The following is a 13,951-nucleotide window of genomic DNA, read 5'->3' on the forward strand; positions in this document are numbered from 1 at the left end:
ATTTCGGACGTGAAAGAGCTTGATGAATCGAGTAATCGGAGTTATAATACGCAAGACGCATCTGAAGAAGATGCCAATTGAGACAAGATAGTCCTGTTCCGCGAATTCTGAAATGATTCCACAACTACTGACGGAGCGAAATAGCGCTCGGCAAGCTGACAAACTATCTACGGGTTGCCGCCGGACAGGATAGCGATGGTGGCAAATATGGGAACTCCTGACCGTGTTTCACTGTTTATAGTTGTTGAAACGTGTGACGCGCGCGGAGAAGCCGGGTCTCATCAAGACTTACTTTGCAACGCCGATACTGTCGATAATATAGCGAAACGATATACCAGAGCAAACGTACACCAACAGAACTGCAGTATGGGATAGGCCGATGGAGTTCTACGAGAATCTCGCAGACAGATATGATCTAATGACCCGTTTCGATCAGCGGATCGTGAAGGATGGGAATGTCCTCCATGCCTGGATCGAGAAGCACGGCATCAAGTCGGCGATTGATGTCGCGTGCGGCACAGGGCTGCATTCGATACTGCTGGCTAAGATGGGTGTCCAGACTGTCGGTACCGATATTTCCAAACCGATGCTCGATCGCGCGAAAGAGAATGCTGCTCGGCAGGATGTCGTTGTCGATTTCCGGCAGGTCTCGATGGAGCATCTCGGTGAGTCGGTCGATCAGCGTTTCGATGCACTCTTCTGTCTCGGCAATTCTCTTCCGCACATTCTCAATGTCTCTGATCTGGCGACGGTTGTCAGATCGTTCTCAGAGAGTGTTGTTCCGGGTGGTATCGCCGTGCTGCAGCTTATTAATTACCATCGTGTGCTCGAAAACAAGAAACGGCTTGTCGGCATCCACAAGGTCGGCGAAACGGAATTCATCCGATACTACGACTTCTTCCCGGATCACCTGCGATTCAACATTCTGATGATCGATTCACGCAACGGATCTCAGCTGCGCGAACTCGAGAGCACGAATCTCTATCCATACACAAAAGCCGAGCTCGAACCACACATTCTGAAATCAGGCTTCCGGTCGATTGAATGCTACGGTGACATGATCTTCACGCCCTACGATCCCGAATCCTCGACCGACCTCGTCATCTGCGCCAGAAGGTAGGTCGAAACCCTCGAACGATGCGCGCAGCGCAGAGTGCGGTTTCGACTCTGTATCCGGCAGTACGTCGAAACCCTTGCGGTTTCGATACTCCAGAGTTATACTCTGCCTCATGACGAACATCCGTCGCTATTTTAAGGAAGGGCAGCTGTACTTCACCACGCATGTTACATACGAACGGCTGCCAATCCTTGTAGATTATGCTGGCGACCTACTCCGTGCATTTGAATACGCAAACGGTACGCTGCCGCACGAGATGCTCGCCTGGGTCATCTTGCCGGATCACTTTCACGCCATAATTGATCCAAAGGGCTCAAGCCTGTCCGCAATCATAAAACTCGCGAAACTGAAGTTTTCGGGCAGCTACAGAAGCGCTAAACACTTGAAGTCAGGCCGCGTCTGGCAATATCGGTTTTGGGATCACGTCATTCGCAGTGAATCGGATTTGAGTGCACATATCGATTACATTCATTACAATCCCGTCAAACACGGCATTACACGTAAACCCGCGGATCACAAGTTTTCGACAGTTCACAAATTTCTGGAGCTTGGAAATTACTCTAAGGATTGGGGTGTTCATGATGATCCTACGCATGGTGCGAATATCGGTGAATGATTGAAGATGTCGAAACCGCAAGGGTTTCGACCTACAAACTTAGGATTGCTTCTCCCTCCATAATGATTGACTTTGCTTAGTGCGCATTGTACTTTTGCATTCAGTAGCCGATTCTCGAAAAGCTGCATCAAAGGGCTTGACAGACTCCAGAGCCGAAAGGAGCAGAAGATAATGGATGAAGTGCGGAGATTCATACGGTTCGTCTTGCCAGGTGTCGTATGCATAACGGAGCTAACATTGATGCTTCTAATTTCTGACTACTGCAAGACTGCAGGCTTCCTTGAGCAAATAGCCGACTACAACGTGGGCACCGCCTTTGCTCTCTTCCTCGGCAGCGGCGCATTAGGCTACATATTTGCTCAATTCTATTGGGCATTTGTGTCTGTAACGGATCTCAATGTCGACCTGCGACAGGCAATTCGCGGTCTGAATAGGAGATTCGTCTTGATTCTAACGCAGGAGGCGACCGATCAAGGGTATCGCGAGCTCAATGATGGGGAAGTCGACAAACTGAGCAAGTGGGAAGTTGGGTCCCTTGTCTCGTCATATTGGGCTTCCATTCCCAGCAAGAGCGGAAAGACAAGAGACGATGATCATCCCCTACCAATGCGATTGGTAGATGTGATGCATGGTCTTGGAACAACGCTCGTAGGCACAACCTTTTCGTTCTTAGTTTGGTTCGTGCTGCATTTTTATGTTTTGATACTACGTCCATTGGACTTAGCAAACACACTCTTGCCATTCTTGATTTGGGCGATGCTGTGGTGCGTGTTTGGTTGTGCTTTCAAATCCACTCTGCACAAATATACTGTGGTCAATTGCTCACTTGTCACCACAGCCATTATGAAGGATTGTGACCGTGGTTACGGCGAACCTGTGCAACTATATCTATATCTGACAGACCGGTTGCTGCATAGGCGCAGACGTCATTAGCGAATTGTCGAAACCGCGCGGATTCTGACGTTTAGGACTCGGGCAGATGTGGACATCTGCCGCGCACAGAACACAAATCCGTCATCGCGAGGAGCTAAGCGACGTGGCGATCTCTATGTCGCATCAAAGTGCACACAGGAGCTCTGCTCCTGTGACTATCGCATAGAAGAGCGCAGAGGCACAGCCTCTGCTTTCACATTTGAGGGTCGCGGAGATTGCCACGCTTCGCTCGCAATGACGCGATTCGAGGTTTATCTATAAACCAGGCAGACGGAATACAGAGAGTAGGCAGAACCACTCCGCTTCGCTTCGGGATTCTGCCCTACCGAAGTTTGCCCGCAATCATAAATTGCAGACACAACGAAACGAATTCACCTTGACCTTGGTTGATTCTATACATATTCTATCGGATTATGAACATTAACTGACGGAGGGATATTCGATGTATAGATTCTTGATAGTTGTCGTTTCGATTCTGGCATTGTCCACAAACCTCTACGGCGACCTTGCGCCATCGCCGACCGAGACATTCACGCTCGATAACGGCATGACCATTATTCTCAAAGAGAACCACTCGTCGCCGATGATCACGTCGATAGTGTTCGTCAATGCCGGTGCGCGCTACGAAACCGACTACAACAACGGCGTCACGCATTTCCTCGAGCATCTTATGTTCGACGGCACCAAGAGCCGCAACCGCGAGGAGCTCAACGAGACCGCCGAGATGTATGGTGGTTATATCAACGCTTTCACGCGCGAAGATCTGACAGCGTACATGATCCTGATGCCGAAAGAAAATATCGATATCGGTCTTGATATCCAATCGGACCAGCTTTTCAATTCGATCATCCCGGAGGAGGAGCTTCCCAAAGAGCGAAAGATCGTAATCGAAGAGATGAAGATGAGTATCGACAACCCCGACTATCAGGCTGAGGCATTCACACGCAATACAGTCTACCATGGAACACCGTACGTGCGACCTGTGCTCGGTTACGAAAACATCATCTCGACCATTCCGCGCGAACGGATAATGGAATACTATAAGACCTATTACATGCCGAACAATATGACCGCGCTGGTGATCGGTGATTTCGAAACTGCCGATATGCTTGCCAAGTTCGAGAAATACTATGGCATGCAGACCGCGCAGCCGCTGCCGGAATTCGACAAGGTGGAACTCTCAATTCCAGCGGGTAAGAAGATCAAGCGTGCTGAGCTTGAGACTACCGACACGAAAATCGATATTGCGATGAACGCGCCGCATTTCACCGATCCCGATTATTTCGCATACTATCTGCTGGCTGAATATCTCGGGTCGGGAGACATGTCGCCTTTAGACAAGACTTTCACCGAAGGCGAAAACCCGTTTGCGCAGTCGGTCAGCGCGTCGCTTCAGACTCAGCGCGATTTCTCGCTCCTTCACATTTCAGCGACGACCGATATGCCGGAGAATGCCGACAAGATTCTGAGCGGCATCGATGATCTGTTTGCGAACATTGATAATGTCATTCCATCTGAGAAAGACCTTCACGGTCTCGTTGTCTCTCTCAAAACGAATGACATCTATCTCCGCGAAAAGCTCCACTACTATGGCATTATTGTCGCTCCAATGATGGTTTCTACGGGATATGAGTTTTTGGAGAATCTTATTCCGAACCTCGAAAAAGTGACTCGCAGTGATTTGAAACGCGTCGCAGCCAAGTACTTCACACCCCTTTCCTACACCGGAACGGTCGTGACTCCGAAAAGCGAAGCCAAAACGGAAACAGCGACTGCATCCAATACCGAATACAAGAAGGAAGTGCTGCCGAACGGCCTGACCGTTGTGATCAAGAGCAATCCCGACAGCAGAGTATTCGCGGTGAACATCATCGGCAAGAATCGATCCGCTATGGAGCCGGAAGGCAAGGATGGCATCACCGATTTTGTAAATCGTGTGATGACAGAGGCAACATCGACATACGACAGCGATCAACTCGCCTCAGAGCTGGCATCAATTGGCGCGAATCTGACGGTCACGGATAATCCGTATATCCCCTACGATGATTTCTACACAACGAACCAGTATGCTTTTGTGAAATTCGAGACTATCGATGAGTTCTCCGACAAAGGCATGGCGCTGCTGTCCGACATGATCAGGAATGCGGTGTTCACCGAGGAAGATGTCGAACAGACGCGCAGGCAGATGATGGGATTTCTAGGCAGGTCATCCGGTTCGCCGCGAGAACAATGCCGTAATGCGTTCAACGAGTCTCTCTTCCCGAACAGCGCTTACTCGAAACCAATCATGGGCTCGCAAAGAACGATTGCCGGCATCACGAGAGATGATCTGCTGGCCTATTACAAAACGTTCTACTCACCCGGAAACATGATTCTGAGCGTCTGCACAAATGGTTCAATCGATGATGCAATGGCGAAGTTAGTTAAGTACTTCGGCGACATGGAACCGGTAGAGAGTCCTGCGATCATAGTCGGCGAACCGATTCAACCATCTTCTGTTCTCGCAAAGAACGTCCCGATGGATAAGGAGCAGGTCTACATCTACATCGGCGGCCCCACACCCGGAATTCAGAGCGAAGATGCGCCGGCATTGAAGGTCGCCGGAGCCATTCTCTCCGACCGGATGTCACTCGAACTGCGCGAGAAACAAGGCCTGGCGTATAGCGTCGGAGCTTCGGCATCATTTGACAAGGATTTCGGATGGTACGTTGCGGTTATGGGAACCGGCATAGATAATTACGAAACGGCAAAAGATGGCATGCTTGCGGAGATAAAGAAACTCCAGGAGGGAGCAATCGATCCTGATGAGTTGACGAAGGCTAAGAACTCGCTCTGGGGATCATCACTCACGAGAAATTTGTCGAGAGTCAATCAGGCTTACTACATGGGCGTGAACGAATACCTGGGTGTCGGCTACGCCTTCAGCGATAACTGGATTGTCGATCTTCGAAAGGTCACCGCCGATGACGTTCAGCGTGTGGCTAAGAAGTACTTCTCGACTGAGAAGTACGTGATTGCAACGGCGGGACTGCCGGAGTAGCAGTATCAGAAGAATTTGACGATTTCGACCATTTCTCTGACGGCCTTGTCGAAACCGGTCATAACTGCGCGCGAAGTAATATTGTGACCAACAACATATTCTGTGATCGCGGTCTCTGAGAGCACGGGCACGATGTTGGCGTAACCGAGGCCGCCGCTCGCCCTTACCATGAGTTCCGCCTTTTTCGCGGCATCTGCAGTCTTTGCAATCCTGCCAAGCTCCGCTTCGACATTCTCCTGGGATTTCGCTTCAGTATAGTGATTCGCGAATATCTCGATCCCATCAAGTCCGAGTTTCACGGCATGTTTTACCGAATCAGCCTCAGGCTCAACGACCGCAAATACCCGGCACCCAGCAGCCTGAAGTTGCTCGACCACGCCTCGAACTTCGTCACCGTGTTCATGCAAATCGAGACCTTGTTCGGTTGTCAGCTCACCGGGGCGCTCAGCTACAAGCGTCACTTCGGCAGGCTTGACCTCCAGCGCGCGAGCGACCAAATCCGTGTTCGGCGCTATGTAGAGGTTTAGTTTGGTTTTGACCGTTTCACGCAAAATGTAGAGATCACGCTCGCGAATGTGTTTCTTGTCCATCCTCAAATGAATCGCTATCCCATCGGCGCCGGCAAGTTCGGCCACTGATGCTGCCGCAACGGGATCGGGTTCTCGTTCTTTGCGACCTTCGCGAATCGCAGCAATGGCGTCCATACTCACTATCAATCTGCGCATTTGTCTCTCTCCCGTGGTCATGTCAGTCTGCTTCCAGTTCCATGTTGTACGAACTGAGCATCCAAAAGTTCAGAAACAGTGACAAAGGGACTGATGTCAGATGGCCGACCGATCCTCCCAGGATACCATTCTCCAGAGATTGTCCTTCTTCGACTGTCGGAATGTGAACTCTGCAATGCCGACTGCCTCGAAGCTCTCGCCTCCGAAGTCGCCGTCGATGTCTCGAACGGATAGCTGAAAATAGACTCCATAGACCTGCCACGTTTCCGACCCTGAATGCTCGAACCTGTCGAAAAAGGGCATCCATGTCTCCAGCTTGATTTCATCAAAGAACTCGAATAACCGACGAGTTCGATTGAGATCACCCGATGGGCCGTCTCGTGGAATGACTATTGTCTCTATTTCACCGGCAAGATTCTGATCGGTATAGCTAAAGATGAAATTGGGATCCAGGCAATTCTCATAAACATCAATATCATTGTGCTCGTATGCGTACCTAAAATTGTGCAGGACAGAATCGGGTGCCGTCTGCCTCACAATCGGCTTGATTCCCGACGGATCTACCGATGCGGGTGAGAAGGGATTGACGCATGACAACCCGGCAAATGTTGTGACCAGAATAATGATGACAGACCATCTCATGCTATCTGTACCCGTTCTTGAAATCTGACCAGGCCGTGTCATTGGGCGACGCATGATTGTCCGTCCAGCGGCGCAGTCTCCACAGATTAACCCCGGTCTCGATCAGCTCAAATGACGCTGTGCCCCTGTAGAATGTCGTATCCGGCATTGCAATGTCGATATCAGATATGCTTATAAGTTCATATTCTCTATGGATCGTTGCGGTCGTGTCGTCTTCAAGATCAGGGAGTGATTCAATCGGTGCGAGCGACAGCGAAAGTGAAATCGACTCAGAACTTGATCGGAATGCGGCAAAAATCTTGTCGGTGAGAGATATTTCCGAATTGTATCCCCAGCCCGAATCGGGTCCCTGAAACTGCAGGAAGTCATACCGGTAGGCAAACAACGTGTCAAGACACTGCATGTAGTTGGTGATTATCTTCTCGTTGTATGATGCCTCGAGATTGACGAGCACAAGCTGTGGTTCGACCGGCGTGATGTACGTTCCTTCATTCTCGGACGGTGGCTCCGATTCCCTTGCTGAGAACGGGTTCGTGCATGAAATCGTCAAGATCATGAATAATAACGCGTATGAAATCGTCTTTTGCACTAAAATACCCTGTGCACGTTGACCACGAACTGGTTTGTCTTATCGTCACCGAACAAGTTGCTCTCCTGCACTCTGCGTTGAACCTTCACGCCGATGCTTGTATTGGCGCTGGGAGTATAGTCAAGGCCGAAGCTGACCATCGTCCGCTCGAAAGTCTCCTTCTCGACTCTCTCAATAGCGCCATCGTCACCCAGAACGAACTCCCACGATTTCCTGCGCTCATAGGTCAGCGCCGGAGTCAGCCTTATACTATACCACATTCGATAGAATACCTCAAGCGCGGGCAAGCTTGTACGACGATCCCAGTTAGTCTTCTGCGCCCACTGGTCACGCCAGAGCAGTTGCCCGAAATCCTCATATCTGTATGTAAAAGACGGACGTATCCTGAGTCTGTGTGAGACAATAAGTTCGTACTCACTCTTCCACTGAGCTCTCCTGAAGAGAGTATTGCGCTCGGATGATACTGTCCTCTCATGATCGTACCAAACATAATTGGCATGCAGCAGAAATTTGTTGGATATCGTAAGCCATGCGGCAGGTTGCCAGTCGACAACCGGAGTCAGCACATAAGTCTTGTCGTGGTTGTTGTTGGCGGAAAGAGATCCCGAGATGAATGTCTGATGAAAGTCCCGATATGAACCATCTATGCGCAGGCTCATTGCGCGACTAAACCGATGCATTGCACCTGAGGAGTAGAGCTGCATTCCCCTGTCCCTGTCAGAAAAGAATGAGCTTTCGCGATCTGAAATGTAGCTGGTTAGAGAGAATATTGCTTCAGCCCACAGCGAATCATTGATTCCGGGATGCACTCTGAAACCGAATCGAACCTCACCGGATTTGGTCTTCTGATTTGCAGCAAGCGAGCTATAATCCTCATCCGTCTCCCGGTATTGATAATGCGTCTCGAATACGACGCGCTTCAACAAAGTCCTGTCAGCAGCTATCTTGTAATCGAACGACCGGGAACTGTTATCCGAACCGAGCAGGCCTATCGAATTCGCCGTGCCATCGGTGCCGAAGTGCTTGTACCTGAACTGCCGATAATCGAAATTCGACAGCAGTTTGACGCGTGTTCCGAGGATTGGCTTCAAGCTGACAGCCAACCGAGTGCTTGTAGCCGCCTTCCGCTGCCTGGAAATCGACTCATATGATCGCGTGCTGGTGAAATAGCGGCTGTTCTGGTACTCTCCCGACAGTGACAGCCTGACCGAATCATCAAGCCCATGGCTGAAGAATGATGCCTGACTGTTGAAACCCGATACGGGAATTTCCGGTATTATCTTCAGATCCTGAGTGTAGCCGATGTCTATTGCGCTGGAACGCGAGAATCGGTGATTATAGTGTGCCGATGAGATGTTGTGGAATCCATTTGCCCGGTGCTGATTACCGGAGTTGTTCCGGGCAGCGGTAATAAACGAGCCTGTGTTTTCCAGAGTCAAGCCAGCCGATGGCTGGAGCCAGGCGGCCAGGCCAACGCTGTTCTCCACGACTATTCGCTCCTCGAAAGAGCTGTAATCATTTTCGAATACGGATGACAAGCGGAATCTGCTATCTTGATTGAATCGCCATTCCAATCGCGTTCGATAGTCCTCCTGCCAACGGTCTCGTCTGTCGAGCAGAATCGATTCTTTGAAAAGGGTCGTCGCGGATGAATTCGTAAATAGAAGCTGATTCCTGTTGCCGAATGACGGCTGCCATACAAGAGAGTCACCCCACTGGTATATCTCGCGGTTCTGAGAGAAATCGAAAAACAGCTCCTGCGCAAGACCAGATGCAGGCATCGCCACCAATAGACACAACAGACATGCAATCTTCAGCTTATGCATCCTTTACCTCATCGAGAGCATTGAAAAGGGAGACAAATCGGTCGAGCGAAACATTCTGTGGGCGCACCGAATCATCGATCTCACTGTTTTCGAGTACAGATTCCAATCGATCACGGCTTAAAGACGTCGCAAATGTCAGGCTGTTCAGAATTGTCTTTCGACGGTGGGCAAATATCGACTGGACAAATCGGCTGAATGCTTCGCGTCGTTCACCTGCAATCGGGATGGAGTCTCTGAATGTCAGTCTCACGACTGCAGAACTGACCTTTGGCGGCGGGTAGAACGATCCCGGCTTGAGAGTGAACAGTTTCTCAGAACGGCTGTAAGTCTCAGTGAATACAGTCAGGGATGAATAGTCGCGTGAGCCGAGATGGGCTGTCATGCGATCGGCCACTTCTTTCTGGACAGTGAAAACCGCCAGGGGAAACAGATCATGATTCTCGAATGCCTTCTTCAGAATCTGCGAGCTGAGGTTATACGGCAGATTCCCGACAAGCTTGCACCTGTTGTCTCCGACAATTGACCGGATGTTGATGTCGAGAATGCTCTCATTGATGATTGTCATGTTATCAGCCGATTTGAACCGTTCTCGCAGTTCGACAACGAACCGCTGATCGACTTCGACCGCAATAAGCTGAATCGGCAACTCAGCCATTATGCCGGTAAGCACACCGCGACCGGGGCCGATCTCCAATACCGAATCTCCTCTTTCGATCCCGAGAGATTCGACTATTCTGCGTGCGGCGCCAATGTTCTGCAGTATGTGCTGACCAAGGCTTTTTTTATAAACCGTCATCAGCTATATTAAACAGGCGACGGGCGTTTTCATCAACTGTTTTCTCTATTGTGGAAAGAGGAAGATTCCGGATTGACGCGAGCGCCTTGTAGGCATAGCGAACATAGGCCGGTTCATTGCGCTTACCCCTGAACGGTTCCGGCGTCATAAATGGGCAGTCGGTTTCGAGTATTATGTTTTCTATCGGGACCTCAGCGGCCGCTGCCGCAGACCGTGACTTCTTGAATGTCAGCGATCCACCGAATGAAACCAGCAGGTTCATATCAGTAGCTTTCTGAGCATCCTCCGCCGTTCCCGGAAAACAGTGAAGCACCCCACCGACGAGATAGGCCTTCTGCTCCCTGAGAATCCTGAGTGCATCAGGCATTGCATCGCGAATGTGAACCACCATCGGCAGCTCGAAATTCCGCGCCATGATAATCTGTTCGGCAAACACCTGCTGCTGAATATCGCGCGGAGAATGGTCGCGGTAGTAGTCGAGTCCAATCTCGCCTATTGCGACGACTTTGGGATGCTGCGCAAGTCGTTCAATCGTCTGCTTGTCTTCTCTGGTAAACTTCCCGGAATCGTGGGGATGACACCCGACAACTGCATAGATTCGCTTGTTGTTCTCAGCCAATTCGACGCTGGCCCGTGATGTTTCGACGTCGACTCCGACATTTATTATCGCGCTCAGACCAACATCGAATGCAGACTTGATGACCTTGTTGCGGTCGTCGTCAAAATTGGGAAAATCGATATGTGCGTGTGTATCTATCACCTAAATTACGCCTGGGACAATGGAGTGGGGTCGCCAGTTTGTCACGAGATATCAGCTAATAGTCGCACCCGAGGGCAGATCGGTCTCAATGGTCAGCAATGTAAGTTTCTTGCCCTTCTTCGCAGCAAGGAGCATCCCCTGGCTTTCGATACCCCGAAGTTTGGCGGGCTTCAGATTTGCCACCACAATTATCTTCTTGCCGATGAGATCCTCAGCCTTGTAATGCTCAGCAATGCCGGCGACGATCTGCAGCTTATTCTCGCCTATAGCAACTTGTAATCTGAGAAGCTTGTCGGTCTTCGGGACAGGCTCTGCTTCGAGCACCTCAGCGACTCTCAACTGCACTCTTGCAAAATCCTCGATTGAGATTAGATTGTCATCGGATGGCGGTGCTGAATCGACTGCCTCCTTGACGGCCTCGTCAGGAAGCTCAAGTCTCGGGAATAGTGCCTTGTCCAGTTTCAACTCAGCCCCCTCGACAAGGAATTCGAGCGATTCCGCTTCCCCAATAGACTTGGGATCAGGAACACATCCCAGAGTCTCGCGAAGGGTCCGGCATTTCTCCGGGAGAAATGGATACGCCATTACCGAAACGCATCTGATGCCTTCAAGAGTCGTGCGAAGGACCGTTGCGAGTCGTTCCGGCTTACCCTCTTTGGCTAGCGCCCATGGCTTCTGAGCGTCGAAGTATCGGTTCAGCTCTCTGCATACACTCATGAAAGCATTGGCAGCGCCATTAGGGTTGATAGCCTCTATCTGCTGTTTGCATCGGTCGGCTGCGGATTTGACAAATTGAAGCAGATCCTTCTCGTCATCAGTCGGCGTGCCGGCAGGGGGTATCTTGCCTTTGAAATTGCCCCTGGTCAGCTTGATCGTGCGCGATACCAAATTCCCAAGATCATTCGCGAGATCAGAATTATACTTCCTGAAGAAGTCATCGAGGCGAATGTTTCCGTCGGTACCGAACGGAAACATGTTCAACAGAAGATACCGTGCTGAATCGACTCCGAACAGCTCGACCAAAGTTTCATTCGATATCACATTGCCGAGGGACTTCGACATTTTCTGACCGTCTACGGTGAAATAGCCATGTATGAAGATCGTATCGGGAGTCTTCTCTCCTGCGGCAATGAGGATTGCAGGCCAGAAAATAGCATGGAATTTCAGGATGTCTTTTCCGATCAGGTGGACAATCTCGCTGCCCTTCCACCACCGATCGAATGACGTACGATCATCACCATATCCAATCGCAGTTATGTAGTTCGAGAGAGCGTCAACCCAGACATACGCTTTCTGGGAGGGATCGAATGGCAGAGGTATGCCCCACTGCACCTTCTCGCGGGATATCGAGAAATCGTCGAGACCGTGCCGCAGGAGTCCGAGCACCTCGTTCTTCCTCTCCTTCGGCAATATCTTGAGTTTCCCGGATTCAATCAGATCTCTGACTTGATCGAGATACGATGTGAGCCTGAAGAAGTAGTTCTTTTCCGATAGAAGCTCCGGCTTCACGAGATGATCGGGGCACAGGCCATCCTCGGTGAGATCTTTCTCCGTAAGAAACTTCTCACATCCGATACAATAAAGTCCTTTGTACTCTCCCTCATAAATCACAGATTTGCCGTCGGGAGTAGTAGTCTCATGGAGCTTTGTAACCAGCTTCTTCACAGCCTCTTCATGCCGCGCGTCGGTGGTTCTGACAAAGTAGTCATTCTGAATATCAAGCATCTTCCATGAGTCCTTGAAAGACTGTGCATGGTCATCGACTAGCTGCTGCGGAGTCACTCCGGAAGCTTCCGCTGCTTTCTCTATTTTCGAGCCGTGCTCATCTGTTCCGGTCAGGAAATACGAATCGGAGCCGAGGAGCCTGAGGTATCTGGACAGGACGTCAGCCGCAACGGTGCAGTAGCCGTGACCGATGTGTGGGCGGTCGTTGACATAGTAGATCGGCGTGGTGACATAAAATGATCGTGACAAGCTGCTAATCCTCCGTCTCCTCACTCCTGTCGGTGATTTTCCGGAAAAACGACGATTTGCGCCTGTTCCTCCGTTCAACCTCGCGGAGCTTCACAATCTGGTTGTCGGCACCTTCATGCCTGAGAAGCATTTCTTCCGTGAAAATGTTGATCTTGTCGACAGTCCCCGTACCGACATCAGTCTTGTATCGTGAACCCAGTTCAGGGAATTTCCTGAGCGTCTCCTGGTAATGGAATCTCTCATACTGAAGGCAGCAGAGAAGCCTGCCGCAGTTTCCGGAAATCTTCTGCGGGTTTAACGAAAGATTCTGCTCCCGCGCCAGGGTGGTGGTTATGGGTGCAAATTCCAGCAACCACTGCGAGCAACACTGCCTGAGCCCGCATATCCCGAATCCGCCCAGCCGCTTCGCCTCGTCCCTGACACCTATCTGTCGCAATTCGATTCGAGTTTTGTAAACTGCGGCAAGTTCCTTAACGAGCTCGCGGAAGTCCACCCGCTGGTCGGCGGTGAAGAAGAAGGTGAGCTTGTTCCCATCGAGCTGATATTCGACATCCACAAGTTTCATGTCGAGGCTGTGCTGCTTCACCAAGCTCTGACATTGGTTCAGGGCTTCCTTCTCCTTGACACGATTGTCTTTGCTCCGTTCAAGATCATTCTCGGAGGCGAGCCGAATGATAGCCATTGGCGCCCCCTTGATCTTGATTCCGCCTGACACCTTGCATCTTGCCTGGCCGATATCTTCGCCGCGCTCCGCAGCGACTACCACGTGGTCGTTCACGCTGAACTCCACGTCGTTGCAGTTGTAGTAGTAATTAAGGCGGCGTGCCTTAAATTCAACTTCCCATATATCTGAATCCAAAACGATTACCTCCAGAATTTGTTATATATACACAATTTATACGATCCTTGTCAAGATTCCGCACACTTTGTGTT

At 50.6% G+C, this 13,951-nt stretch carries 12 protein-coding genes; 4 read left to right on the forward strand and 8 right to left on the reverse strand.

Going from position 1 to position 13,951, the window contains the following annotated elements; genetic code table 11:
- The first annotated feature begins 379 nt into the window (after positions 1-379).
- The 4 genes from KKH67_15505 to KKH67_15520 all read left to right on the forward strand — a co-directional run bounded on the left by KKH67_15505 (position 380) and on the right by KKH67_15520 (position 5,706).
- Entirely contained in the window at positions 380-1,120 is a 741-nt protein-coding gene (locus KKH67_15505) for a class I SAM-dependent methyltransferase (protein MBU1320584.1), read from the forward strand.
- A gap of 109 nt (positions 1,121-1,229) precedes the next feature.
- Positions 1,230-1,733, forward strand: a complete 504-nt coding sequence (locus tag KKH67_15510; protein MBU1320585.1) for a transposase — start codon at positions 1,230-1,232, stop codon at positions 1,731-1,733.
- 171 nt (positions 1,734-1,904) lie between these two features.
- Entirely contained in the window at positions 1,905-2,666 is a 762-nt protein-coding gene (locus KKH67_15515; protein ID MBU1320586.1) for a hypothetical protein, read from the forward strand.
- Positions 2,667-3,108: 442 nt separating this feature from the next.
- Positions 3,109-5,706 carry an insulinase family protein gene (locus tag KKH67_15520; protein ID MBU1320587.1) on the forward strand — a complete coding sequence of 866 codons (2,598 nt, stop codon included), beginning with the start codon at positions 3,109-3,111 and terminating at the stop codon, positions 5,704-5,706.
- A gap of 5 nt (positions 5,707-5,711) precedes the next feature.
- On the opposite strand, the gene KKH67_15525 is transcribed toward KKH67_15520, so the two are convergent.
- From KKH67_15525 to KKH67_15560, 8 genes are all read right to left on the reverse strand, one after another.
- Complete coding sequence (locus tag KKH67_15525) at positions 5,712-6,431, reverse strand: pyridoxine 5'-phosphate synthase (protein MBU1320588.1); 720 nt, start codon at positions 6,429-6,431, stop codon at positions 5,712-5,714.
- 96 nt (positions 6,432-6,527) lie between these two features.
- The gene (locus tag KKH67_15530) at positions 6,528-7,073 is read right to left on the reverse strand and encodes a hypothetical protein (GenBank protein MBU1320589.1); all 546 of its coding nucleotides are present in this window, start codon (positions 7,071-7,073) and stop codon (positions 6,528-6,530) included.
- A gap of 1 nt (position 7,074) precedes the next feature.
- The gene (locus tag KKH67_15535) at positions 7,075-7,629 is read right to left on the reverse strand and encodes a hypothetical protein (protein ID MBU1320590.1); all 555 of its coding nucleotides are present in this window, start codon (positions 7,627-7,629) and stop codon (positions 7,075-7,077) included.
- Positions 7,630-7,661: 32 nt separating this feature from the next.
- Positions 7,662-9,488 (reverse strand): hypothetical protein, encoded by a 1,827-nt coding sequence (locus tag KKH67_15540; protein ID MBU1320591.1) that lies wholly within the window; start codon positions 9,486-9,488, stop codon positions 7,662-7,664.
- Positions 9,481-10,284 (reverse strand): ribosomal RNA small subunit methyltransferase A, encoded by an 804-nt coding sequence (gene rsmA / locus KKH67_15545; GenBank protein ID MBU1320592.1) that lies wholly within the window; start codon positions 10,282-10,284, stop codon positions 9,481-9,483. Before rsmA ends, KKH67_15540 begins: the two co-directional genes overlap by 8 nt.
- Positions 10,271-11,044 carry a TatD family hydrolase gene (locus KKH67_15550; protein ID MBU1320593.1) on the reverse strand — a complete coding sequence of 258 codons (774 nt, stop codon included), beginning with the start codon at positions 11,042-11,044 and terminating at the stop codon, positions 10,271-10,273. The genes rsmA and KKH67_15550 overlap by 14 nt, the downstream gene beginning before the upstream one ends.
- 51 nt (positions 11,045-11,095) lie before the next feature.
- Entirely contained in the window at positions 11,096-13,018 is a 1,923-nt protein-coding gene (metG, locus tag KKH67_15555) for a methionine--tRNA ligase (GenBank protein MBU1320594.1), read from the reverse strand.
- 4 nt (positions 13,019-13,022) lie between these two features.
- On the reverse strand, positions 13,023-13,877 hold the full coding sequence (locus KKH67_15560; protein ID MBU1320595.1) for a hypothetical protein: 855 nt from the start codon (positions 13,875-13,877) through the stop codon (positions 13,023-13,025).
- Positions 13,878-13,951: the final 74 nt, after the last annotated feature.

The sequence above is a fragment of the Candidatus Zixiibacteriota bacterium genome (assembly GCA_018820315.1).
Lineage (GTDB): Bacteria > Zixibacteria > MSB-5A5 > JAABVY01 > JAHJOQ01 > JAHJOQ01.